Here is a 23,597-nt window from a genome sequence, read left to right as displayed (position 1 = left end):
TGCATACAGGGGATGATTCTAGCGCAAGGGCTGGATATCCTCCATCTATTGCATATCGAGCACCATGGCATAGACATCGCGCTTGCGGCGCGAGTACTTCTGTGACAGGCGCTTTGCCACCGCGGAGGCGGGCTCCCCCTCCTCGAGCGCGGTGCGAATGTCCTCACGCAGGGCTTCGTCGGGATCCGCTGCCGCGGCTCCAACGGGCGCGATACCGGCATCCTCGTCCTCACTCGGCGGCGCGATGACCAGCGCAATCTCGCCCTTTACCTCGCCACGGGCACGCAGCTCCTCGGTTAGCTGGGCGGCAGATCCACGCAAGACTTCCTCGTGCAGTTTGGTGAGCTCGCGACAGACGGCAACCTCACGCTGGGGAAAGACCTCCGCCACGGCCTCGAGCGTCGCCACGATGCGATGTGGAGACTCGTAGAAGATGAGCGCGCCGGGGACGACGGCAAGGCGCTGCAGTCGGCGCACGCGGTCGCCGTGCTTGCGACCCAAAAAGCCTTCGAAGAAGAAATGCTCGCAGGGAATACCGGACGACACGAGCGCCGTGACGCAAGCAGAGGGGCCGGGAATAACCTCGACAGGCACATCCGCCTCGCGCGCCGCCTCAACCAAAGCCTGGCCGGGATCAGACACACTCGGCATACCGGCGTCTGAGGCAAAGGCGAGGGTCTCCCCCGCCAGCAGGCGGTCGACCAGGCCGGCTGCGCGACTTGCGATCACGTTCTCGTCGCAACGAACGAGCGGCTTGGAGATGCCTAGGTGCATCAGCAACTTTGAGGTCACACGCGTGTCCTCGCAGCAGATGGCATCGGCGGCGGCAAATGCCTCGCCGACGCGCGGAGACAAGTCGCCCAGGTTACCGATGGGCGTACCGACCACATAAAGTTTGCCCGTGCGGGCGCTGTTTTGCGTCATATCAACCTATTCAATCATGCCGCGCTCGAGCGTGCCGAGTGCCGCGCGGGCGTCCCATGCTGCAATACGCTTCTCGGTCTTCCACGTTTGGAAGAACCAACCGGCAGCCGGCGCAAACGATGCCAGCTGGTTGGCGATGAACACGCGCTCGTAGGCATTGCGGCCCTCGGGCGTAACCGATGAGTTGGCAAAAATCGCCGCACCCGACCATTCACCCACCAAAACGGGGAATCCGGTCGAGATTGCCTCCTTGAGCTCACGCTTGTTGCGCGAAATCGCCGTCGTCAGACCGCGGGGGCTCGTGATGTCGAGCGCATACTCGTCGCGGTAATGGTACAGGTGAAGGTCCATGTAGACGTTCTTGTACTTGGCACCGCGCATAAAGTGCTTCCACTCGCCGGGGTGTCCCGAAGAGGAAAAGACGACGATCTTATCCTCGGGCATATACGAACGGACGAGCTCGTAGGCATCGCGATAGAAGTTGCGCAGGTAGTGCGCCGGAATACCGTCCGTCATGGTAAAGAGGCTCTTGCGTACGCTCATCTGCGGCGTATCCAACAGCTCGATGCCTAGCAGGCTCTCGGCCTCGCCGTAGCGATCGGCCAGGCGCTCGAGCACATCGAGCGCAACGTGACGGCCATTGGTGGACGAATGCCACTCAGCGACGACTTCCGGCGTCGTGGGCGAATCGTTGGAATCGCCCTGGCCGCCCGGCACCGTCGCCAGATCGAGCAGTACGCGGATGTTGTACTTGTCGGCCCACTCAATAGCACGGTCGATATAATCGACGACCGAGATGTAGGAAGCGTCAGACTCCTGCGAACCAAAGGCATACCACGGCACCGGCAGGCGCACGGCGTTGAGACCGATCTGCGCCATACGGCGAAAATCGTCCTCACTCACAAACGTCTCGTAATGGCGACGCATGCGCTCGTTATAGGCAGCGGTGCCCATGGCCTCCTGCAGCTCGGCTGCATTGGATGCTCCGGTCGCTGCATAGAGCGACGGGGTCACCCAGGGCTCGGGAATAAACCAGCCAGAGAGATTAACGCCGAGAATCCTCTCCATCACGGCCCCCTTCGAATCGCGCAGGCCGAACCTGCATCGTATTGCATAGGAAAAGTATCGTTTTGAGTATACCCGCGCGTGCGGACAGGCGACCGAACGGTCTACAAAGTGGCGCAAAAGTGGGAGAAATGTCCGGGCGGGCGGAATCCGCGCATCCCGCTCTGAAGCCAAATTCCGGGATGCAGTTTCCGCAGGAGCCCTCGGTAAAAGAAAAGGACCCCTTTGCAGAGGTCCTAGTCAATTCAAGGTGGCGGGGAAGGGAATCGCGCCCGCGCTCCGCGCGTGCGGACCGCTGCGGCGCTTCCGCGCCTTGCGAGCTGCGCTGGCAAACGCTCACGCGTTTACTCAGCTCCGCGCCCTCACGGGGTTCGATTCCGCGTGGGGGCCACATAAAAGAAAAGGACCCCTTTGCAGAGGTCCTAGTCAATTCAAGGTGGCGGGGAAGGGAATCGAACCCCTGACACGAGGATTTTCAGTCCTCTGCTCTACCAACTGAGCTACCCAGCCATTTGAGGTGTGCCTTGTTTCAAGGCTTGATTAGTATAACCAAGGACACGCTCCGGTCAACCGAGAATTTTAAAAAAATTTTTGAGCATAGCCTCGGTTCTATAAATCGGCACGTCAGAGACATCAGCCGGCCGCAAGAAGTTTTCACTCAGTCCCTTAAGCCGGCACTCGTTGAAAGACGGAGGGCGAGGTGAGGATTGAAGGGCGTTCGAGTGCCGCCCAGGCACCGGGACAGGAACACATACGCCAAGGGCGTACGTTTTCGTAGCATGCGAGGACATTGCCGCTGCGATCGATAAAGGCAATGTCGATGGGATAGGCCATAAAGCAGGTGTGAACCGAGGAACAGCGCGGAAACGCCATGACAAGCGGCAGTCCGCTGGCGGCAATTGGCCGCCGTCCCAGCATGCCGCGCAGACGCACGGTAAACGACTCCGCCACCACAAACTCGGCCGGCGTCCAACCCAACCTGTTGAGCGCCCGCGCGTAGGCGATATAGGACGAGACCGCGGTCACATGACCACCCCCGGACGCCATGGATCGACCGTCACCGCACGTTCATGCGTGAGCACGGCCGGCGCCCCCAGGGAAACGCCGGCGATGCTCAGCAAACTCGGCCACGGCTCGTAGTGCATGGTGCAGGTATAGGTCCTAAACGTGCCAGAAAGAGAGAGCAGACTACCATCCGATGACGCCGTGCCTTGCTCGCTCGAGACCTCGACCTGTAGGTCATATCCCTCCATGGCATCCTGAATCTGAGCTTGAACGGTCGCGGAAGCGTCAATGGAGCTCTCGTCACCCTCCCCGCCCGGCGCCACAGCGTGCGCAAGCACGATGTCGGGCACCACGCGGTCGAAGCGCGCGACCGCGCCTGCAAAGATCATGACGTTGTACGCGACGAGAGCCAGCACGAGCAGGACAGGCGTGACCACGGCCATCTCGACCGTCGCCTGGGCACGCTCCTCGCGCAAGCCCGCGCGAATGCCCATTACGACCCACCGCCAAAAGCTCCCACCAGCGTGGCAACATCGACAGTGAGCGGGATGGAGCGGCCACCGGGCAGCGGGATCTCCGCAAGCGTGAACACCGCGCTGCTGATGGTGCGCTCGACGTGATATTCCAAGGCCTCGCAAAGTGCCTTGGGGTCAGTCACGCCCAAGGGGATTTTTCGCAGGGTATCTTGAGTTTTGGAGATGCCTGCGATATCGGACCCCGGACTTTTGATGACATTGGCGGTATCGGTCAGCACCGGTTTTCGCAGACGCAAATCGCACGGTTCGAGCCCCAGCGCCGCCACGGAGGACGAGACGGTGTCACCGAGCCAGGACGCGATGGAGCCCAACGCGCCGCTACCCCCTCCCAAGCCACCGATCAGCTCTCCCATAAGCTCGTCGGCCGCACCCTGGATGTCTCCGTACCCCACAAGCAGGCGGCCCCAAACATCCATAACACCGTCGAGCACGCCGGCAACGCCGCCCGAACGCTCCTCCAGCGTCGAGAAAAACCGCGAGAGAACGTTATTTTGTGCCGTCGCATCATCGGGTGCGAGTACTGCAGCAGAAATTGCACCACGATCGCCAAGCTCGACTGCCGTGCTAAACGAAGAGTTGAGCTCGTCGGGACTGGAGATGGCGCCCGAGACCGCAAAGGCGACCACGCCGTTGCGACCGGGCGGGGCGATGCGCGGACGCTCACCGGATAGTTCTTTGATGGCGGTATCGAACGCATTGCCCGCACGGTCGGCTTCGTCCTCGGTCTGACGCTCGAGTTCGAGTTCCTTGTTGCGACAGTCGACGTAGTCCTCCAGGGCGTCTTTAAACTTGTCAAAGTGATACTCGAAGCCGTTTTCGATAGAGGTTGAAGGCGCCGCAACAGCACCAAGCGACGAAACGCCAAAATGGCATTTGCTGCATTTATCCTGCCCATCGTAATCGGCAACCGAAGCAAATCCGCTCGGCGTTCCTTTCTTATAGTTAGGGCAGGTCGTCCCGTAATGCAGATACGCCTTGTCATCGTTCATGCTCGTCGGCCACACCGCATCGGTATAGAGTTCCGTCGCCCGAACCTCATCAGAGTTGCGCGGCAGCAGCGGAATATAGGAGGAAACCCTGTCTCCGTTCTCAGTTATATATGCCCGATCGACCTCCGCACTCGCATAGGTATAAAACGCCTTACGCGCCGCAGACTCTGCCTTCATCTCGACACTCGAGCCTTGGGGCTTCTCGCTTGCCAGACGCCGATGGTAGTAGTCCTTCGAGCGATTGAGCGCCACTTGGGGCTCCCACGTAACGCTCGATGAGTAATGCGGATTTTGAACACCGGAGAGATCCGTTAGGCTTTTTGCGCGCTCCCACATACACGAACAGCTGCCGACCGAACCTTTATCCGACCCACCGCAATCCGCTAGCCAGGCGCGCTCTTTGGCCTTCGCCGTCTCCTCCGATGCTTTTTGCAGCTCCTCGGCCGCGCGTTCCAAATCTTCCGATGCATCTTTAATGGCATCGGTCGAAATCTCGGACCCTTCGAGCGCAACAAAATCCGACTCGGATGTCCTGGGCACGGCGAGCGCCGTACCGGTATAGGTCACGCCGTCGGTATCCTGCGCCGATACTGCCTGCATGGCGCGCGCGGCAACCAGGTACGGCAAGGCGGTCTCGATCTTTTGCAGGCCCTTTGCCGCGCTTTTAGCAAACTTGTTACGCGTTTTAATGATCTGGGTTCCCGTATCGATGATATCGCTGCCGACAACCTCGGCGCCCGGAATGAGAATGGCAACCAAGCCGGTGCCGATCGTGGCAAACCCCGCCAGGCCCAAACTCAAAATGCTCGCATCGACCACCGTGGCGGCTGTGTGATAGGACGACACCACGTTGGCGCCCGCCAGTGCACCGCTATCGGCCGCCACCTGGGTGTCTCCGGCGCGCGACATACTCCATATCGCCGCGGTCGACGAAAACAGCAGCGTAAGCACCACCAGAATGACAACCGCAGAGGAGAGCGTGGTATAGGCGCCGTCTTCGATAAACAAGTCGATACCGGCGCGGCCCATAAAGCCGCCCCGCTTGCGGCGAGCGCCTGGTCGACGGCGGGCCGCAAGCCCTTGCGTCGCCCGCAGCAGGCAGCGCCTAATCCCATGCAGCAATCCATGAATCATAATCTCCCTCCAGCCATTCGGGACGCGATCGATACGAGACGTCGACCTTGAGCTCGACATAGCCGCCCTCACCCGCACTGCCCATGGCCTGCACAAATGCACCGATCACGGGCAGCGGCTTAACCTCGCCGGCAACAGACACGGACGAAACGCCACCGGCACCGGCCCGCCCCAACTCGATATCCCACGACAGCGGCCCGCCGGCATGAAAAATCGAGACGTTGGGCACCGCGGCAAGTCTGCGGCGAGTGAACTCCTTAAGGTCATCGTCGTCCTCCACCGTCGTCGTGGTCATAAGCCGCGCGGTCTCGGCGGCGGCAGACTCCATGACCGCACGCGTATAGAGCAGGCACACCGGCTGCAACGCGAGCAAGATAAGTGTCAAAAACGTCGGCAGCAAAAAGGCGGCCTCGACCGTAGATTGCGCCCGATCCTCGCACGCGATATCAATACAGAGCGATGTCCTTGGCACCCGTCGCGGCATCGATAACCGACGATGGGGCGACGCCATGAGACGCTGCCCGCTCGACCAGTGCCGCCAAGCGCCCATCGGTGCCAGCGCGCCAAAGCCCCGCAATCGCCAGCACAATCGATAACAGCGCCACGGTGACGATGGCGTATTCGACGGTCGACTGAGCAGATTCCTCACACAGGACACCATGCATTTCACGACCCCTCCTTTGACTCCGTTGTTTGCGGAACCAGACGCACGGCACGCAGGCGGCACGAGGCATCGCCGGCATCCGCGGCAACCGTCACCATGTCGACCCAGCCTCTCCCATCGCGCACGATGGCGCCCCATACGTTGCCCTTAATATCGAGATAGCCGCTCAGGGCGAGCTGGGCCGTGGGCACCTCACGGTAGGCGCGCAACAGGTCTGCCGCCGCCTCGGTCATCGGCCGGTCCTCGGACCATGCGAGTCGAACCGCGATCGCGTTGTCTGCAGACGGCTCCGTCGCGCTGGCGGCCCGCTCGTCGAGCGCCTGCAAAAAGGTACGAGCCGTGACGGCGGCATTCTGACCGCTCGAATCTTGCGCGCCTTCCGCTTGTGACACCGCCGCCGAACCCGATCCCAAATCGGCAGTAGCGCCTGGACGCTGCTGTCGCGCAACACCCAGCCCCCAAAGCGTCACCGCTATTGCCACGAGCAAACAGACGAGCACCAGCGGCGAACCAACAGGCCGCCGGCCTCCTACAGGCTGTTGATGCCGTCTTTGATCGCGTTCCATAGTTCTTCGACTTTGCTCTTAAACGCGACGATGGCGATAATCGCGATCACTACGAGCACACCGACCAAGATGGCGTATTCGGTAGTGCCCTGCGCGTTCTCCTCCCGCAACAGCGCCTTGGCACGCTGGCGAGCGCGGATTGCCCGGCAAAATGCCCAGCTCCAAGCCTTGCCCGCAATGTCGGTCATCGTGTTCATGTATTCCTCCCTACATCATCCCGCCTGCTCCCAGCAGCGGGCCCAATATGGACAGAAGCAACGCCGGCAAGATGAGCGTGCCGGTGGGAATCAGCAACTTGACCGGCGCGCGCTCGATCTCGCGCTCGACTGCGGCGCGATGGGCCGCACGGATCTCGCGACTTTGAGCAGCCAGCGTCTCGGCCAGCGGGGCGCCCAGCGCAAGCGCCTGCCCCACCGTGATGGCAAAGGTCTCGAGCGCCCTCACGTCCAAATCACGCGCGGCAGCCAACAGCTCGGCCTCGCGCGTCCCCACGCCCACCTGCCACGCCATGCAAGCTCGTTCAAGACGAACGGCCAGCACCGACCGACGATTGGCACAGAAAATCTCGAGCGCCGCGTCAAACGAAAGGCCGGCAGAAAGACCCAGGCGCACCACGTCGATCATCTCGGACACCTCACCGAGCGACACCCGCGCCGGGCCGCCCGCCCCAATCGCGCCCTTCATTCGCGCAGTCAGGGTATCAATCACCGAGTAGCCCGCAGCAATGACCAGTACCGCTTCACGCTTGCACGTCTCTGCAATCTTGCAAGCATCCGCACGCTCCAAACCTGTCGCGGCAAATACACTCAGGGCACACAGACAAGCCGCGGCCCCGACCAGGGCGCTCATAGCTCCACCCGCATAATGCGCCGGATAACTACCAGGGCAACGACGTTGAGGGCAAGTCCCAGTACCACGGCGCCCGCACCAGCCGGCGTCGCAAGACCGCGACGAAAGTCTGCCGAAAGCAAAGCCAGCACCGCGCACATGCCCGCCGGCATCGCCGCGACCATGTGTGCCGACATACGCGCCTGTGACGTCTTAACGTCCAGACGGCGTTTGAGCTCAATGCGCTCACCCACCATGCTCGACGCCTCGGACAGCAAGCCGGCAAGCGGAGCCCCGGTACGCTGCGATACTTTGAGCGCCAAGGTGACAAGCGAAAGGCCGGGAGCATCGATGCGAACGAGTAGGTCATCGAGTGCGTCGGTCGCCGAGATACCGCAATCGATTGCCGCCGCCACCCGCAAAAACTCGGTATGCACCGGCTCTTGCGCATGGGCGCCCACAAAGCGCATACCCTGTGCCAGCGAATGCCCCGAGGCAAGCGACATGGATAACGCTGTGAATGCCTCGGGCATGGCCTCTTCTACATCATGCTGTTCGCGTCGGCGATCGAAGGTGTCACGCGCGGCGCCCACGCCAAACGGCGCCACCAGCCCCAAGACAAAGCCGATGGGCGACAACGACGTAACGGCCAGCAAAACGCTGCAGATACCGCTCGACAGCAGCAGAAATGCCAGACGAGCCGCGTTATCCTCAATAGCAAGCCCAAGGCGATCTGCGGGGATCAGCGACGCCCACGAGCGGGCAATCTTTGTCAGCAGGTCGTTTTCCGCCAACTCACGGGGCAGTTTCTCCGCCATCGATTCGAGCGTCTGGCGCGCCAGCTCCGCCGGCGGCATCCGCGGCACACGAGGCTCTACCCCACACGCCGTCGCGACAGAAAGCCCCGCCAAACCCCCTACGACGAGGGGCATAGCGATCTCCATTCGTCCACCTCCTCTTGCGTGAGCGTTCCCGACCGCAAGCCCTCCGCAATAAACGGCGGCTCGCGGTCGAGCGTCCAGGTGCGTTCGGCGGCATCGAACGTCACGTAGCGTTCGAGCTCAACACCGCCCGACGCGCCGCGGTGAACCCCCGAATATGAGGCCACAAAGCGCCTGCCATCTGCATGACGCTCGGACATCACGATGCCGTCGAGCGCCATGGCGATCTGCTCTTCGATAAGCTCACTCGGCAAATCGATGCCGTAGCGCGCAAGCAGCGTCAGGCGAACCACGGTCTCCTGCTCGGTGCCCGCATGGAGCGTGGTGAGCGAGCCGTCGTGGCCCGTGTTCATGGCCTGCAGCATGTCGCAGCACTCGGCACCGCGCACCTCGCCCACGACGATGCGATCGGGGCGCATACGCAGAGCATTGGTCACCAGGTCGCGAATCGTCACCGCACCCTCGCCCTCGATTGACGCCTCACGCGCCTCCAGACGGACAACGTGTGGGTGATGTGCAAACTTGAGCTCGGCGGAATCCTCGATCGTCACGATGCGCTCGCCGGTGGAAATCTCGCACGACAGCGCGTTGAGCAGCGTGGTCTTGCCCGACCCCGTGCCTCCCGCAACCGCCAAGTCCTGCCGCAACGACACCGCGCACGACAGCAGCTGCGCATACCAAAGCGGCAGTGACCCCAACCCCACAAGCTCGTCCAACGAACAGATACGGTCCGAGAACTTACGAATGGTGAGGATTGGCCCGTCAATCGCCACGGGTGGAATCACCGCGTTGACGCGATAACCCGTCTTGAGGCGGGCGTTGACGATGGGGCTACGCTCGTCAATACGACGGCCGAGCGGCGAGATGATGCGGTCGATGAGCACACGGATCTGCTCGTCGTCCTCAAACGCGTGCTCGATGGGATACAAAACGCCACTGCGCTCAAAAAAGGCAGAGCGACAGCCGTTGATCATGATTTCGGTAACGGTGTCGTCCTCGATGAGCGGCTGCAGCGGTCCCAGGCCCACCACGTCATCTAGAATCTCGTCAATGATGGTCTCACGCTCAGGCGTCGCCAAGTCGGTCGACTCTTCCACGTTGAGCGCCGCTTCCACCGCCGGACGTAGCTCAGAGCGGGCAAGGGCCGGGTCGACGTAGGCACTGATGCGCGCCACCTCGTCGTAGCCCATGCGGTCCATCACCGCACGCTTGGTGCGGCGTTTAACGGCACGGCGGCGTCCCGCATCAACGGGGGCAGCCGCGGCGGCCGCGCCGGCGGCTTTAATCCTCGTCTGCAGACTCATCGCGAATCACCCTCACGCGACCAGGGAAGACGGATGCGCGGGCGCTCGGTGCGGGTCGCGCGGTCGGCGACCATATCGCTCCAGGGACCGACGGCGCAGCCCAGCTCCACGAGCATCTCGCGCGTGGCCTCGCGCACGCTGGTCGCAAAAGCACTCGTCTGACCCACTGCCTCGTCGGCGCGACCGAATGCCATGAGCGCGACCAAGTCCTGACCGCCATCGGCAATGCGGATCTTGGAGCTCAGTGCGCAGGCGATCTCGAAGCGCATGGCGACGTCCTCGTCGGCACCGCGCGCACCAAACCGGTTGAACACGGCGCTCATGCGCGTGCGTGGCACGCCAACACGGCTCGCCAGCTCAATGACGCGCGAAGTGGATGTCGCGGACGATACCGCCGCATCGCCTACGACCAGGCAACGGTCGCTCGCCGCCACCGCGGCGGCCACGGCATCACCCCAAAAGACCGAGGTGTCGACAAAGACCACGTCGGATTCGCGACGCAAAACATCGAGCAATAGCTCCACCGGACGTGCCATGAGCTCGGCCTTCTCGGGGGCCGCGACAGGTCCCCAGAGCGTGACGCCCGGGGCGACGCGCATCGATGCGGCCACGATATCCGGCTCGGCAAGTGCGCCCGCCGCCGACGGCTCGACAAGCGTCGCCATATCGTGCGGGGCATCGACACCCAGCAAATCGTATAGGTTTCCAAACATGAGGTCCAAGTCGAGCACAGCGGCACGCAAACCCAACAGCGATGCCGCATGCGCCATGGTGGCAACGATCGTCGACTTGCCGCAACCGCCCGAACCCGAGACGGCGCAGACGACCGGCGCCCGACGCGACGGAATCGAAGCGTCCGCCGACGGCGCGGGGGCTGACGGTGCAGGAACCGGCGACACGAACGCGGGCGATAACATCCCCGTCTCCCCCGCCGCGGTCACGCGCTGAGCCCAAGCCGGCATGGCAGGCTGCCCGGGCTGCGGCTCCGAAGCCAAAGACGCAGCGGCACACGGCTCGCCAGCCCCGGCAAAACCCTCGATCTCGTCGAGTTCATCGGCCAGATTTACGCCGTGCACGTATCCCATATCTTCAGCCAGAACGTCATCGCCATACGGTACCGGCCTTCCAGCGTCATCGTATGCAAGGGGGTCCCGGGGGCGCCGACCATGCTCGGCTTCCGCTTTTCCATATTCATCAACACGCGGGCCTCTTGTAGCGCGAGGCGCCCCGGGTTCCCTATCAACAAAAGCATCGGGCTCAATCGTCATGCGCCGATCGGAATCAACCGTTCCCTCGCCCGCGAGCCCGTTGCCGCACAAGCTGTGCGCAGCGATGACCTCGGTCGCCCCCGCGCGAAACAGCCCTTCGATATCCGACGGGTCGAGCGTCTCGATCAACACGACGACGCGACTCACACGGCCCTCGGCCGTCAGGCGTGCAACGGTCTTCCGCACGTCTTCGGTATCGAACAGAGACGCCGCGATGATGGCGGCACCGCGGCGCGACGGAAACGCCCGCGCCATGGATACCAGCCCGTCCAGGTCGCCCACGCGAAGTACCTGCGCGCCCACATCGCGGCCCTCGACTTCCTGCTGTAGCAGCCCGTAATCACCGCACGCGCAGCACGCAAGCCAGATCGCCTTCATCACTCGTCGCCTCCGCTCTTTTTGCCGCGCGCCGTGGCGGGAATCGTCAAGCTGACCGTTCCCTTTCCCGAGGCTCCCAGCAATTCCTTGACGTCTTCGGGGTCTGCCGCCAGCGTCACCCACTCGATCTTGCCTTCACGCGTGGTGCCGGCATCTTCGCTGGTATCGATCACGTACGCGCCGCACAAACGATCGGTCACGCCATCTTTTTGCACGTACACGTCCACATAGCTGCCCACGCCCGTAGCGCCGCCGACCGAGTGCTCGGCATCGACCGCCACCGAAACGGCAACCTTGCCTTTAGGCACCTCGAGCTTGTGGCTCTCGGCCTTGGTGTAGACATTGCAAATCACGGCGTTTTTAGGAATGCGCGAGGTCGTCACGTCGCCGCGCACCTGACGCAGCTCGGTCGCCGCATCACGCGGCAACTGACTCGCCAGCCATTCCTGAGTTATGACATTAGTCTCGTCGAGGGTCTCGCCCGCATCGATATCGCGCGCCGCGACGCACACCTCAACGCGGTCGCCGCCGTATTTTGCCAACGTCTCGGCCTGGGCCCGCTCGGCTTGCGAGCGGATCGACGAGCCGTAGACCATGCAGAGCGCCGCGGCAAGCACGCCCGCGACCAGACTGATGGCGATGCGCTTGCTCTTGTTCACGGCCGCTCCTCTCTTGGCGGTGCCGGGCAAATGCCCGTACCACCATTGTCTGGGCGACCAGGGCGCAAAGCGGCGCAATCGCGATCTTGGTTTTACGTGTCAAACCAATTGCTGACCAAAAGCTGACCAGCCCGTCAAGCTCGTGGCAAGGTTTTGGTCAGAACGTCGGCAAAACGCATATTTCGAGACGCTTTGGCAGCAAAAAAGCCGCCTCCCAAGCAGTTGGGAGGCGGCTGTCATAGGAAAAATCAATTACAGATGGACATCGGGATCGAGCATTTGGGCACTCACGCGCATGGATGACGCCAGGTTTTGGAACGTCTCCAGGCGCAGGCTGTCGATCTGCCCCGCGTCCTCGGCCTCGCGAACGGCACAACCCGGCTCATGGGTGTGCGTGCAATCGCCAAACCGGCACGCACGCGACGCCTCGACGATCTCGGGGAAGGCACGCGCCAGACCCCGCTCATGTCCCACAAGCGGCAGGCTGCGCAGGCCCGGGGCATCGGCGATCACGCCGGCGTCGCCCGGCAGCGCCACCATCACGCGCGCAACTGTGGTGTGGCGACCTTGGTCGTCACGCTCGCGCACGCCGCCAGTGGCCAGGGTGTCGTGGCCCAACAGCGCGTTGAGCAGCGTTGACTTGCCGGCACCCGACTCGCCCAAGATCATGGCACAGCTCCCGGCCGGCACGCAGGCGCGCACCTCGTCCAGGCCGAGGCCCTCGGCAGAAGACGTCACGATCACGCGCACGTCCGGACCCACCAGACGGCGCACGCGGTCCAGATCGCGCTCGAGTTCATCGGCCTCGCAGCGGTCGGCCTTGGTGAGCACCACCACCGGCTCGGCATCGCAATCGAGCGCCAACACCAGTGAGCGCGCCACGCGATCGAGCAGCACCTCGCCGGCGCCGAGCGCCTGCACGATCAGCACGCTGTCAACGTTGGAGCAGAGCACCTGGCGCTCACCGCGGGCACGGCCACGCCAACGCTCAAAACTCGTACGGCGCGGCAGTACGCACTCGATCACGCCCATGTCGTGCCCGGGAGCACGGCGAACCGCCACGCGGTCGCCCACGGCGGGCAGCAAGACCTCGTCCTCGCCACGCGACTTGGCAAACCCTACGGCATGCTCGGCGCGAAACGCGTCATCGGCAGTCGCCACCAGCGGAAACCCGCGGTCCAGGCGCACCACGACACCGAGCTGCATTTGCTCGGGCTCCTCGGCCTGTGCGCAAAAGTCGTCAAATGCAGCCTGCTGAGCCGCATCGACCGGCAGGTCATCGAACGCCGGAACATCCTGCAGCGCGTCAAGCCCCGGCACGCTTGCCAGCAGCTCCTCGGCAGACGCGGGGGCTTCGGTCGCAAGCTTCCGACGACGGTCACGCTTAGCCCGCGCCCCCGTCGTCTTTTTCTTCGCCTTAGCCTTAGCCTTGCCCACAAGCGCCTCCCAGCAAAAAACCACACAACTGAGCAGGTATTTTACCCATAAAAAAGAGTCGGTCGAGCAACTGCTCGACCGACTCACACACTTTCCCTCAGCCCTTTATCATCCGCGCGGGAGAAAAGCCAGCAAGGACACCGCAGGGCCCGCCCGCCGGGAGGGGTTTCCTAAGGGCACATCCCGCAGCCGCAAAGCGGCGAGGACGTGCCCGTGGAAACCCCGCAGGCGGTCGGGGCCGGACAGGTACGTTACTCTTTCTCCACTGCGCGCATGATCGCCTTGTAGATCTCCATCAGCGGGATGATCAGGAAGGCAAGGCCCAACGCGGCGATGACGCCCTTGAGCTCAAGCGTCACGGGACCAAAGAACATCTCGGCAAGCGTCGGCTGAACGGTCACGATCACCGTCAGTACCAGCGCCAGCGCGGCCGAAGCCCACAGCCACTTGTTCTGCTTCTTCATGCTAAACAGCGACGCACGACGGCTGCGCATATTGAAGCAGTGGAAGATCTCGACCATGTTGAGCGTGATGAAAGCCATCATCACGCCTTCCTCGTCGGCATTGCCGGCGATCATATCGGCGATGTGGATGTAGCCCATGTCAAAGTACACGCCCACAAAGAAGCTCGCCAGCACCAGCACGGTGATGATCAAGCCCTGGACCACGCAGTCCAGGCCCATATTGCCGGCAAAGACACCATCCTTGGCGTTGCGCGGCTTGCGCTTCATGATGTCGCCCTCGGCATCCTCCATGCCCAGCGCGAGCGCGGGGAAGCAGTCAGTGACCAGGTTCACCCACAGCAGCTGCACCGGCTGGAAGATGGTAAAGCCGATGAGCGTGGCGATAAACACCGAGAATACCTCGGCAAGGTTGGCCGAAAGCAGGAACTGGATGACCTTACGGATGTTGTCGTAGATGCGGCGACCCTCTTCGCAAGCACCGATGATGGTGGCGAAGTTGTCGTCGGCGAGCACCATGTCGGCGACGTTCTTGGTGACGTCGGTACCGGTGATGCCCATGCCAACGCCGATGTCAGCGCGCTTGATGGACGGGGCATCGTTGACGCCGTCGCCCGTCATGGCCACGATCTGGTCGCGCGACTTCCAGGCCTCGACGATGCGGGTCTTGTGCTCGGGCTGGACGCGAGCGTACACGCCGTAGTCCTCGATGTGCGCGTCGAGCTCCTCGTCGCTCATGCGATCGAGATCGGCACCGGTGATGGCATGGCTGCGATCGGTGACGATTCCCAGCTGCTTGGCAATGGCCACGGCGGTGTCGATATGGTCGCCCGTGATCATGACGGTGCGAATACCGGCGTCATGGGCCTCGCGGATGGCGTCGGCGACCTCGGGGCGGACAGGGTCAATCATGCCGGACAGGCCGCAGAAGACCAGGTCGTGCTCGAGCGCAGTGGGGCTGCAGTCTGCCGGAACCTCGGTGTAGGTGCGGCTTGCCAGCGCCAGCACGCGCAGGGCCTCGTCGGCCATGGCCTTGTTGGCGGCCACGAGCTCGGCACGACGCTCCTCGGTCAGGGGGACGACCTTATCGCCCTCGTAGATGTGGGTGCACAGGCCGATCACCACGTCGGGCGCGCCCTTGGTGTACTGCTCGTACTCGCCGTCCAGGGTCTCGACGACCACGGACATCATCTTGCGGCCCGAGTCGAACGGGGCCTCGCCCACGCGCGGGTGCTCGGCAGTCAGGCCAGTGAGACCAGCCTTGCCGGCATCGTTGACGAGCGCGCACTCAGTCGGCTCGCCCACGGCCTCGCCCAGCTCCTCGTCCCACTGGGCGTCGGAGCACAGGGCCATACCGGCCAGGAACTTCTCCTTAGGCGCGGCGAGCTCGTGCTTGACGACGGTCATCTTGTTTTGGGTAAGGGTACCGGTCTTGTCGGAGCAGATGGTCTGCGTGCAGCCGAGGGTCTCGACGGCAGAGAGCTTACGGATAATCGCCTGGCGCTTGGCCATCTTGGTCACGCCAAGCGACAGCACGATGGTCACGACGGCGACCAGGCCCTCGGGGATGGCAGCAACGGCGAGCGAGACGGCGACCATAAAGGTGTCGAGCAAGGCAGTCGGGTCGGTAAGGACGTTGCCCACGCCGTGGCGGAGGATATCAACGCCAAAGATCACGACGCAAATGATAATCACCATGATGGTGAGGATGCGGCTGAGCTCGGCGAGCTTCACCTGCAGCGGCGTGAGCTCTTCCTTGGCCTCGGCCAGGGCGCCGGCAATCTTGCCCATCTCGGTATCCATGCCGGTACCGACCACGACGGCGCGACCGCGACCGTACACCACGGTGGAGCCCATGTAGCACATGTTCTTGCGGTCGCCGAGCGGCACGTCATCGGTGCCCGCGGCAAGCTCGATCACGTTGGCGTGCTTCTCTACGGGAACGGACTCGCCGGTGAGTGCGGCCTCTTCGATCTTCATCGTGGCGCTCTCGAGCACGCGGCAGTCGGCCGGGACGGAGTCGCCCGCCTCGAGCATGATTACGTCGCCGGGCACGAGCTCGGCGCTCGGCAGGTGCACGAGCTTGCCGTCGCGCAGCACCTTGGACTGCGCCGCGCTCATCTCCTGCAGGGCCTCGAGGGCCTCTTCGCTCTTGGCTTCCTGAACCACGCCCAGCACCGAGTTGACGATAACGACGAACATGATAATGACGACATCGGCAAAGTCGGGCTCGCCCTTGACCATGCCCGTGAGCGCGCTGATGACGGCGGCAACGATCAGCATGATGACCATGGGATCGGCCATCTGCTCAAAGAAACGCTTCCACAGCGGCGTCTTCTCGGCTTCCTCGAGCTTGTTAGGGCCTGTCTTGGCAAAGCGCGACGAAGCCTCGCCGGTGCTCAGGCCGAGGTTCTCATCGACACCTTGGTCGCCGAGCACCTCCGCCGCGGCGGACAGGTATTCCTTTTGCATATAGAGTCCCCTCCTGGGATTCGGGCCACTCAGCAGATTGATGCCCGATCATAATTCCCAGGAGAAGGGCAAGGGCTCATCAAGGCTGCCGTGCTGAGCGGCAGTTGATAGTGGGGCTATGGTACCCCAAAGCGACACGTCTAGCCAAAACAATCCATTTGGAAATATGGTCCATAAGCAACGGTGCAGACCGTGTGACGCTCAACATTGATAAAACGCTTTTTCTTCGGTGCATCATCAAACTGAAATATCGCCCAGATAGCAGCGGTTAGAACGGTTGGTAAAGTTTTTGCATATACCGTTTTTCCGCAAAAAATGAACTTCTAATTCGGCATACGGTCGATTTTTTGGGGTATTCGGTCGTCATTTCGTTATAATCATCTCAGTTTTATTTCTTATGGTTTATCTATCAGCGCAAGACGATGTCAGATGGAGGTCTGAATGTACAAGCGCACTAAGATTGTATGCACCATGGGTCCCGCCTGCGATAGCGACGAGACCATCCGCGAGATGATCAAGGCGGGCATGAACGTCGCCCGTTTTAACTTCTCGCACGGCTCCTACGACGAGCACCACGGTCGCATCGAGCGCGTCCGTCGTATTTCCAAGGAGCTCGGTATGCCCGTCGGCATCCTGCTCGACACCAAGGGCCCCGAGGTCCGCACCGGCCTTCTGGTCGACGGCAAGAAGGTTGCCGTCAAGACCGGCGACAAGATCGTCGTCACCGCTCAGCCCACGACCGAGGATTTCCACGGCACCGCTGAGCACATCTCCCTCGACTACCTGGCTCTGCCCTCCGAGGTCGAGAAGGGCTCCCTCATCCTGATCGATGACGGCCTGGTTGCCCTTGAGGTCGAGTCCGTCGACGGCCAGGACATGACCTGCGTCGTCAAGAACGACGGCCTGATCGGCGAGCGCAAGGGCGTCAACATGCCCAACGTCAACATCTCGCTGCCCGCCATCACCGAGCGCGATCGTCAGGACATTCTCTTTGGCCTGACCGAGAACATCGACTACATCGCCGCTTCCTTCATCCGTGACGGCGAGTCCGTCCGCGGCATCCGCGAGCTTTGCCGCGAGAACGGTGGCGAGCACGTGACGATCTTCCCGAAGATCGAGTGCGCCCTGGGCGTCGAGAACTTCGACGAGATCCTCGAGGCTTCCGACGGCATCATGGTCGCCCGTGGCGACCTGGGCATCGAGATCAAGCCCGAGCTCGTTCCGCACATCCAGAAGGAGATCATCGCCAAGTGCAACGCGGCCTACAAGCCCGTTATCACCGCTACGCAGATGCTCGACTCCATGCAGCAGAACCCGCGCCCGACGCGCGCCGAGGTTGCCGACGTTGCTAACGCCATCTACGACGGCACCGACGCCGTCATGCTGTCCGGCGAGTCCGCTGCCGGTAAGTACCCGGTTGAGGCTGTTAAGATGCAGGCCAGCATTGCTCTCGAGACCGAGAAGTACCTCCCGGCCCACGCTCCGCTCGAGGTTCCGGCCGATGCTCACGGCACCCGCGTCGTCAACAACGTTGTGGGTATGTCCGCTGTGAACATGGCCACCACCGTTGGCGCCAAGTGCATCACCGTGCCGACGACCACCGGTCGTACCGCTCGCCTGATCTCGCACTTCCGTCCCAACATGCCGATCTGCGCGTTCTCCCGCCACGAGTGGGCCGTCCAGCAGATGATCATGTACTGGGGCGTTATCCCGCATCAGGCCGAGATTACCCAGGGCACCGTCAACGGCACGATCGTCAAGGCGATCGAGACCGCCAAGGAGCTCGGTTACGTCGAGGCCGGCGATTTGACCGTCGCTACCGCCGGCGATCCCCGCATGAGCGTCCAGCTCGAGGACAAGGTCTCCTCGACCAACGTCGCTTACGTCGCTCAAGTGCGCTAAATCGCACTTGCAAGCAAATTTGCATTGCAAAGGGCCCGGAAGGCATTGGCTTAACAGTGATAAGGAACTAATTTACTTATCAACTGTTAGCTGACGGTTTCCGGGGTGCATACGGACAAATCCCGTCTGATTTCTAACAGGAAGTCAGACGGGATTTTCGCTTTATATTTCGAATTATGGAGGACATACCATGAAAACCTTAATATCTTGTGCTTACACTATGGATAATTGCTGTGTGGAACTGAAATTCAGGGACGGCAGAATGATTGCGATTGACACTATCGCTGTTGAGAACGAGATTGCAGACAATATGTATCAGCGGTCAGAGTTGGATTATTTGATCTACAATGACCCGATAGCATATGCTGACTTGATATTGAATGGCGATCCCGAAACCTATCTGAAAACTGTAACAGAATACAAGCCTTTGGATAGCTGACAACACGCTGCCCGCAGGAGAAAATCCTGCGGGCGTTTTTCTGTTTATATTATTTCCCTCCGTTGGATCTCAATTTAGGAAAGAAGATGACAATCTTGAAGCCCTTTCCCCACTGGGAAGTAGCTTCCAGATGAAGATTTAGATCGTCGGCCATCTTCTTAACCAGGTAAAGTCCCATACCGGTAGCCTTCTTTCTGCTGTCAGTAGAATCCCCGGTAAAGCCCTTTTGAAAAATGTACGGCAGATCATATTTTTTTACGCCAATGCCGTTATCTTCAACAGAAAGGATATCTGCGGTCTCCGAATGTATCATGGAAATCGTAAGCATGGGACTATCGCTGCTATATTTGATGGCATTGCTAACGATCTGTCCCAACATAAACTGAAGTCCTCTACGGTCTGTATAGACTGTTTCAGATTGCAGTTTGTTGAGAATGACAAACTGCTTCTCTTCAAGAAGTGGGGCATAGTCCTCCAGAACTTCACCCAAGCAGTCATTCAAATTGACATCCTCAAATCGGTAATCCTTTGTACTGCTCTTCAACCGGGCATAGTACAGCATCTGCGTGACATCCTCCTGAAGCTGACTGCGGACATAATCCAGCTTTGCTTGCAGGGAAGGAGAGATTTCATCGTTCCGGTTATCCAAGAGCATGGTCAGCAACGATAGGGGCGTTTTCGCTTCATGTGCCCAGCCCTCCACGTATTCTTCATAGTCCCGTAGGGCATCCGCCATATTGTTACTCTCGTTTTTGTATTCCCGTAAAACCGAAGCCAAAAATCGGACAGATTCTCCTTCTTTCTGACTAATGGCACTGAGCAGCCGTTCTTCATTGCAGATGGTAGGATCACTGAGGAAATCCCGGAACAGTTCCATGTGGGTGTTCTCCCTCTTGTTTAGTACAAACAGAATCGCTGAAAACAAAAGGATGCTCGTCAGAACTACTAACCCGATCAAGGTTTGAAATGCCTGAATGTCAGAAATCCAAAGAATGACAGCGCAAAAGCAATCCACGCCCAGCAGCAACAGAAGCCAGGGGTAGTACCGTTCTATCATGTGCCAAAGCTGCTTCATAGAGACACCTCCGCTTCCAAACGGTAGCCCATTCCTCGAACTGCAACGATTCGCTGCTTCATTTCAAGGGCGGACATCGTTTTTTTCAACCGGGTCAGGTTAACCTGCAAGGCATTTTCATCTATGTATTCCGTAGTTCCCCACAGTGCCATGCAAAGCTGCTCCGTTGTAACCAGTGCATCACCACTTGCCAAAAGAGCAACCAACAGTTTTCCCTGATTTTTTGGAAGCACCACAGAGGTGTTATGAATATAAAGTGTGTAGGTCTGCTGGTCCAACAAGAAGTCCAATCCCTCTATGAGGTTGGTACGACCTTCATACCTTTTGAGAATATTGGATACCCTGGCGAGAAGTCGGTCTTTTCTGCACGGCTTCGTCAAATATTCATCTGCACCCAACTGGAACGCTTACAGTTCATCCTTTACCTGATCTCTGGAAGTCAGCACCAGGATGGGGATAGCGGTTTTATTCTTTAACTCCTGGCAGATTTGAAAGCCACTGATTTCTGGTAAATTCAGGTCTAAGATCACGAGGTCAGGACGGAGGGCTGCCAAGAGCCGAGCGGCATCTTCAAACTCGGTGATTGCCTCCACAAGATACCCGTCCTTTTGGAGCATATTGCAGAGTTCTTCCCGCATATAGACTTCATCTTCCACAACAGCAATTCTTTTCACGACAGCACCTCCTTCCAAATTATTCTTCTCTCTGCGGCTGCATCAGTGTCAGCAAATACCGATCACTGGAGTGCTTGACCACTCTCATATAAATATATTCTATCACGCAAAGCAGCAAAATCATAGCAGCAGATACAAACATCATTTCAGCCACTGTCCCACGGGTTCGGGACGAGAGTATCCCTGTAAATAACGCCCTGACTCCAAACAGACTGCTGACAGCTGCAACCAATACAGGAAGTCCCATAAACCAGGTAATTTGCTTTCCAGCAGACTGGCAAAGGGTTTCGTAAGTAGCTCCCAGGCGGATCAGAGTCTGGTATCTGCGCCCGGTTTTCTGCTGACTCATCAGGAACTGAACACCCACGATGGTGTTGGCAACTACCAAGAAAACAATCGCAAGATAGAGGGTAATATAACTGGATGCTATGGTGTAGAAAAGCTGGCGGCCCATATTCTGAAGATAGCTTTCATATTCGATACCTATTTTGTCCAGCTTCTCGTTCAGATCGGAATAGGCAGTCATAAGGCTATTTCCTTCCATAGCCTGCTCACTGAGTACCGCATTCACATACGTATCATACATTCCTTGGGTATGATAGAGGAAGGCTTCATCTGGAAGAATCAATGCAAAGGACAAAGTAATAGAACGATCCGTAATCAAATTTACAGACTGAACCTCTCCAGTAAGATAAATCGGACTGCCAACCAGTTCCGTTTCAGGCTGTTCAGTAAGTATGTCGTTCAGCATTGCGGTACGATTTACAGTAGTAAAGTCGGAACCTATATAAACAGCGGCTTCATCCTCACTTAATTTAATGACAGGCTTGCCGGACAATTCCAACAAACGATTATAGTCCGATAAACAAATCAAATATGGGTATGTGGCATAACCAAGATTGTTCAGAAGGACATCCCGGTCTTCCGACTGGGGCAGGCTCCGAAGAGAGTCCATAACAGCGTCCATGCTGTAGGCATTATCATAATCTTCTGTGGTGCGAATACGCCCAACCCTCATTTCAAAAAGCTCTGAAAATTGATTTTCCAAACTGTTTTCTTTCAGGACTGCCTTTATATTCGGAAGAACCTGCGATGAGTCTTCTGCAGTATGATCTTCAAAAGTATAGTCGATTACATGGCCAGAAGACAGGTTATTCGTTCCTGCAATTCCTACGCCCGCACCAAAACAACACAGCGCCGCCAGAATCAGCAGGGAGCTGATGGCCATGGAGTTTGACTGATGAATGACATTCTCCTGAATCTGCCGGAAGGTAAATACATGAAGCTGCTTATTTCCTTTTCCTTTCTTAACAATCAAAGCAATCAGCGCACGCATCCCATAGAAAAGCAGCATCGTACCAACTATGCCCAACAGCAAAGTCAGTCCCATCATACTTACCTTTGTCCATGCAATTCCCTGAATCGCCATGTAGTAAGCCACTGCCAACATCACACTTCCGCATATAGCAGCCAGTCCATAGATAACAGATGGCATTTGCTTTTTGGGGCGGTTCGTTGGCTGGGATAGCAAAGTACCGATCTCCTGGCGGCTGATTCGTCCACTCAAAATCAGAAGTGCCGTCAGCTTAATTGCCAGAAATCCTGCCAGCGTCCATTCAATCGCAGACCAGGATAAAGAAAACTGATGACCGATGATCCCCATGCCTACCAGCTTGGCGGTGACAAGACTGACAATTTCTGAAAGCACCACAGCCACAGGTAAGCCTATGAGCATGGCAAGAATACTGGTCAGGAAATCTTCCGCCAGAAGCATCCAGAACAGTTTGCTTCTGCGCATTCCCAACATCAGATAGACACCAAACTCGTGGCGTCTGCGCTCAAATTGATACTTGCAGGCGAAGTAAATCAAAAAGAAAAGAATACCCAGGGTCATTCCGTAAAACACAGGAATCAGAAGCAAGAGCCTGTTCACTGCGTCGCTCTCCATTTTCTGCAAAAAAATCATTACATCCTGTGTGGAGATGGAAAGAATCATATAAAAGGCAATAATAGAAATCACCAGGGAGCTGAAAAACAGACCGTTTTCCTTTCGGCTGCGGCGACTGTTTCGAAAAATCAGATTAGAGAACATTTGCGCTACCCCCTCCCAGTTGAGCCATCACCTTCAGGATGCGCCCGTAGAACTCCTGCTGGCTTTCGTCTCCACGCCGAAGCTCATGAAAGATCACGCCATCCTGGATGAACAGGATGCGCTTACAGAAGCTGGCGGCATTGGAATCATGGGTTACCATCAGGATCGTAGCTTGTTCGTCACGATTCAGGCCGGACAGCTTCTCCATAAGACTTCTTGCGTTCTTAGAATCCAGCGCACCCGTCGGTTCATCGGCAAGGATCATTTGGGGATGTAAGATCAGAGCCCTTGCTGCCGCAACACGCTGACGCTGGCCGCCGGACATCTTGGACGGAAACTTATTCAGAACATCAGTGATTTCCAGATAGTCAGCCAACTGCTTCAGCCGCTGGCTGCTTTCTGCTTCGGATACCCCATGCAGAGAAGTTGGAAGCAGTATATTTTCACGTCCGGTCAGATTATCCAGTAGCTCAAAATTCTGAAATAGATAACCAACTTTTTTTCCACGGTAATCTGCAAGAGTCCTTCCCTTGAGTGCTTGCAGATTAACGCCCTCCACCTGAATGCTTCCACCTGTGGGTTGAATCACAGTCGCAATACAATTGAGCAGTGTGGATTTACCAGAACCACTGCTTCCCATAATGCCAAGAAACTCTCCCGGCATGACCTGAAAGGTGATCCCATTCAGTGCCTTTGTTTGACTTGGCACATTGCCATAGATTTTTGTTAAATTTTCAATATTCAAAATGGGTTTCATGTGAATACCTCCTATCATTTGTAATAA

The 23,597-nt window shown here is 59.0% G+C and carries 23 protein-coding genes and 1 tRNA gene; 2 read left to right on the top strand and 22 right to left on the bottom strand.

Translation table 11 applies throughout. The annotated features are described in order from the left end of the window. Positions 1–45 precede the first annotated feature (45 nt). The 17 genes from rsmI to AAA138_RS00530 form a co-directional block, all read right to left on the bottom strand. Positions 46–924, bottom strand: a complete 879-nt coding sequence (gene rsmI / locus AAA138_RS00610) for a 16S rRNA (cytidine(1402)-2'-O)-methyltransferase (protein ID WP_349089169.1) — start codon at positions 922–924, stop codon at positions 46–48. 6 nt (positions 925–930) lie between these two features. Beyond that, positions 931–1,992, bottom strand: a complete 1,062-nt coding sequence (locus AAA138_RS00605; RefSeq protein WP_271737150.1) for a cellulase family glycosylhydrolase — start codon at positions 1,990–1,992, stop codon at positions 931–933. A 434-nt stretch (positions 1,993–2,426) separates the two neighbouring features. Beyond that, positions 2,427–2,499 (bottom strand) — tRNA-Phe (locus AAA138_RS00600). 156 nt (positions 2,500–2,655) lie between these two features. Beyond that, on the bottom strand, positions 2,656–3,036 hold the full coding sequence (locus AAA138_RS00595; RefSeq protein WP_349089168.1) for a DUF192 domain-containing protein: 381 nt from the start codon (positions 3,034–3,036) through the stop codon (positions 2,656–2,658). Next, positions 3,012–3,488: a hypothetical protein gene (locus AAA138_RS00590; RefSeq protein WP_225094205.1), complete on the bottom strand. Its 477-nt coding sequence runs from the start codon at positions 3,486–3,488 to the stop codon at positions 3,012–3,014. The genes AAA138_RS00595 and AAA138_RS00590 overlap by 25 nt, the downstream gene beginning before the upstream one ends. Continuing rightward, positions 3,488–5,653 carry a hypothetical protein gene (locus tag AAA138_RS00585; RefSeq protein WP_349089167.1) on the bottom strand — a complete coding sequence of 722 codons (2,166 nt, stop codon included), beginning with the start codon at positions 5,651–5,653 and terminating at the stop codon, positions 3,488–3,490. The genes AAA138_RS00590 and AAA138_RS00585 overlap by 1 nt, the downstream gene beginning before the upstream one ends. After that, positions 5,625–6,125: a TadE family protein gene (locus AAA138_RS00580; protein ID WP_225094203.1), complete on the bottom strand. Its 501-nt coding sequence runs from the start codon at positions 6,123–6,125 to the stop codon at positions 5,625–5,627. Before AAA138_RS00580 ends, AAA138_RS00585 begins: the two co-directional genes overlap by 29 nt. Further along, the gene (locus tag AAA138_RS00575; protein ID WP_225094202.1) at positions 6,100–6,318 is read right to left on the bottom strand and encodes a hypothetical protein; all 219 of its coding nucleotides are present in this window, start codon (positions 6,316–6,318) and stop codon (positions 6,100–6,102) included. The genes AAA138_RS00580 and AAA138_RS00575 overlap by 26 nt, the downstream gene beginning before the upstream one ends. 1 nt (position 6,319) lies before the next feature. Beyond that, positions 6,320–6,709: a hypothetical protein gene (locus AAA138_RS00570; protein ID WP_349089166.1), complete on the bottom strand. Its 390-nt coding sequence runs from the start codon at positions 6,707–6,709 to the stop codon at positions 6,320–6,322. A gap of 137 nt (positions 6,710–6,846) precedes the next feature. Then, entirely contained in the window at positions 6,847–7,080 is a 234-nt protein-coding gene (locus tag AAA138_RS00565; RefSeq protein ID WP_225094200.1) for a hypothetical protein, read from the bottom strand. A 10-nt stretch (positions 7,081–7,090) separates the two neighbouring features. After that, positions 7,091–7,732 (bottom strand): type II secretion system F family protein, encoded by a 642-nt coding sequence (locus AAA138_RS00560; protein WP_225094199.1) that lies wholly within the window; start codon positions 7,730–7,732, stop codon positions 7,091–7,093. After that, entirely contained in the window at positions 7,729–8,655 is a 927-nt protein-coding gene (locus tag AAA138_RS00555; RefSeq protein ID WP_349089165.1) for a type II secretion system F family protein, read from the bottom strand. The genes AAA138_RS00560 and AAA138_RS00555 overlap by 4 nt, the downstream gene beginning before the upstream one ends. Then, positions 8,628–9,956: an ATPase, T2SS/T4P/T4SS family gene (locus tag AAA138_RS00550; RefSeq protein ID WP_349089164.1), complete on the bottom strand. Its 1,329-nt coding sequence runs from the start codon at positions 9,954–9,956 to the stop codon at positions 8,628–8,630. The genes AAA138_RS00555 and AAA138_RS00550 overlap by 28 nt, the downstream gene beginning before the upstream one ends. Further along, entirely contained in the window at positions 9,953–11,602 is a 1,650-nt protein-coding gene (locus tag AAA138_RS00545; protein ID WP_225094196.1) for a P-loop NTPase, read from the bottom strand. The genes AAA138_RS00550 and AAA138_RS00545 overlap by 4 nt, the downstream gene beginning before the upstream one ends. Then, the gene (gene cpaB / locus AAA138_RS00540; protein WP_225094195.1) at positions 11,602–12,261 is read right to left on the bottom strand and encodes a Flp pilus assembly protein CpaB; all 660 of its coding nucleotides are present in this window, start codon (positions 12,259–12,261) and stop codon (positions 11,602–11,604) included. Before cpaB ends, AAA138_RS00545 begins: the two co-directional genes overlap by 1 nt. Before the next feature lie 252 nt (positions 12,262–12,513). After that, complete coding sequence (rsgA, locus tag AAA138_RS00535; protein ID WP_349089366.1) at positions 12,514–13,593, bottom strand: ribosome small subunit-dependent GTPase A; 1,080 nt, start codon at positions 13,591–13,593, stop codon at positions 12,514–12,516. Positions 13,594–13,949: 356 nt separating this feature from the next. After that, on the bottom strand, positions 13,950–16,631 hold the full coding sequence (locus AAA138_RS00530) for a cation-translocating P-type ATPase (RefSeq protein WP_349089163.1): 2,682 nt from the start codon (positions 16,629–16,631) through the stop codon (positions 13,950–13,952). Between the two features lie 441 nt (positions 16,632–17,072). On the opposite strand from AAA138_RS00530, the gene pyk reads away from it, so the two are divergent. Continuing rightward, positions 17,073–18,533: a pyruvate kinase gene (pyk, locus tag AAA138_RS00525; protein WP_349089162.1), complete on the top strand. Its 1,461-nt coding sequence runs from the start codon at positions 17,073–17,075 to the stop codon at positions 18,531–18,533. A gap of 190 nt (positions 18,534–18,723) precedes the next feature. Next, positions 18,724–18,972: a DUF6061 family protein gene (locus AAA138_RS00520; RefSeq protein WP_085531192.1), complete on the top strand. Its 249-nt coding sequence runs from the start codon at positions 18,724–18,726 to the stop codon at positions 18,970–18,972. Between the two features lie 49 nt (positions 18,973–19,021). On the opposite strand, the gene AAA138_RS00515 is transcribed toward AAA138_RS00520, so the two are convergent. The 5 genes from AAA138_RS00515 to AAA138_RS00495 form a co-directional block, all read right to left on the bottom strand. Beyond that, entirely contained in the window at positions 19,022–20,047 is a 1,026-nt protein-coding gene (locus tag AAA138_RS00515) for a sensor histidine kinase (RefSeq protein WP_085531194.1), read from the bottom strand. Further along, positions 20,044–20,325: a helix-turn-helix domain-containing protein gene (locus AAA138_RS00510; protein WP_230320317.1), complete on the bottom strand. Its 282-nt coding sequence runs from the start codon at positions 20,323–20,325 to the stop codon at positions 20,044–20,046. Before AAA138_RS00510 ends, AAA138_RS00515 begins: the two co-directional genes overlap by 4 nt. A gap of 129 nt (positions 20,326–20,454) precedes the next feature. Then, entirely contained in the window at positions 20,455–20,721 is a 267-nt protein-coding gene (locus AAA138_RS00505) for a response regulator (RefSeq protein ID WP_349089161.1), read from the bottom strand. A gap of 19 nt (positions 20,722–20,740) precedes the next feature. Then, the gene (locus tag AAA138_RS00500) at positions 20,741–22,813 is read right to left on the bottom strand and encodes an ABC transporter permease (RefSeq protein ID WP_085531198.1); all 2,073 of its coding nucleotides are present in this window, start codon (positions 22,811–22,813) and stop codon (positions 20,741–20,743) included. Further along, positions 22,803–23,570, bottom strand: coding sequence for an ABC transporter ATP-binding protein (locus AAA138_RS00495; RefSeq protein WP_270441397.1), 768 nt, complete (start codon positions 23,568–23,570; stop codon positions 22,803–22,805). The genes AAA138_RS00500 and AAA138_RS00495 overlap by 11 nt, the downstream gene beginning before the upstream one ends. Between the last annotated feature and the right edge of the window lie 27 nt (positions 23,571–23,597).

It is taken from the genome of Collinsella sp. CLA-JM-H32B, assembly GCF_040098065.1.
GTDB lineage: Bacteria > Actinomycetota > Coriobacteriia > Coriobacteriales > Coriobacteriaceae > Collinsella.
Note: the sequence above shows the minus strand (reverse complement) of the source record. Positions and strands in the feature narration are given on the sequence as shown.

Coding starts and splice junctions, on each gene's coding strand:
- AAA138_RS00520 (WP_085531192.1), top strand. CDS start 18,724: ATGAAAACCTTAATATCTTGTGCTTACACTATGGATAATTGCTGTGTG.
- AAA138_RS00495 (WP_270441397.1), bottom strand. CDS start 23,570: ATGAAACCCATTTTGAATATTGAAAATTTAACAAAAATCTATGGCAAT.
- AAA138_RS00545 (WP_225094196.1), bottom strand. CDS start 11,602: ATGAAGGCGATCTGGCTTGCGTGCTGCGCGTGCGGTGATTACGGGCTG.
- rsmI (WP_349089169.1), bottom strand. CDS start 924: ATGACGCAAAACAGCGCCCGCACGGGCAAACTTTATGTGGTCGGTACG.
- AAA138_RS00530 (WP_349089163.1), bottom strand. CDS start 16,631: ATGCAAAAGGAATACCTGTCCGCCGCGGCGGAGGTGCTCGGCGACCAA.
- AAA138_RS00585 (WP_349089167.1), bottom strand. CDS start 5,653: ATGATTCATGGATTGCTGCATGGGATTAGGCGCTGCCTGCTGCGGGCG.
- AAA138_RS00595 (WP_349089168.1), bottom strand. CDS start 3,036: ATGGCGTCCGGGGGTGGTCATGTGACCGCGGTCTCGTCCTATATCGCC.
- AAA138_RS00575 (WP_225094202.1), bottom strand. CDS start 6,318: ATGCATGGTGTCCTGTGTGAGGAATCTGCTCAGTCGACCGTCGAATAC.
- pyk (WP_349089162.1), top strand. CDS start 17,073: ATGTACAAGCGCACTAAGATTGTATGCACCATGGGTCCCGCCTGCGAT.
- AAA138_RS00500 (WP_085531198.1), bottom strand. CDS start 22,813: ATGTTCTCTAATCTGATTTTTCGAAACAGTCGCCGCAGCCGAAAGGAA.
- AAA138_RS00590 (WP_225094205.1), bottom strand. CDS start 3,488: ATGGGCATTCGCGCGGGCTTGCGCGAGGAGCGTGCCCAGGCGACGGTC.
- AAA138_RS00555 (WP_349089165.1), bottom strand. CDS start 8,655: ATGGAGATCGCTATGCCCCTCGTCGTAGGGGGTTTGGCGGGGCTTTCT.
- AAA138_RS00565 (WP_225094200.1), bottom strand. CDS start 7,080: ATGAACACGATGACCGACATTGCGGGCAAGGCTTGGAGCTGGGCATTT.
- AAA138_RS00550 (WP_349089164.1), bottom strand. CDS start 9,956: ATGAGTCTGCAGACGAGGATTAAAGCCGCCGGCGCGGCCGCCGCGGCT.
- AAA138_RS00515 (WP_085531194.1), bottom strand. CDS start 20,047: ATGAAGCAGCTTTGGCACATGATAGAACGGTACTACCCCTGGCTTCTG.
- AAA138_RS00560 (WP_225094199.1), bottom strand. CDS start 7,732: ATGAGCGCCCTGGTCGGGGCCGCGGCTTGTCTGTGTGCCCTGAGTGTA.
- AAA138_RS00605 (WP_271737150.1), bottom strand. CDS start 1,992: ATGGAGAGGATTCTCGGCGTTAATCTCTCTGGCTGGTTTATTCCCGAG.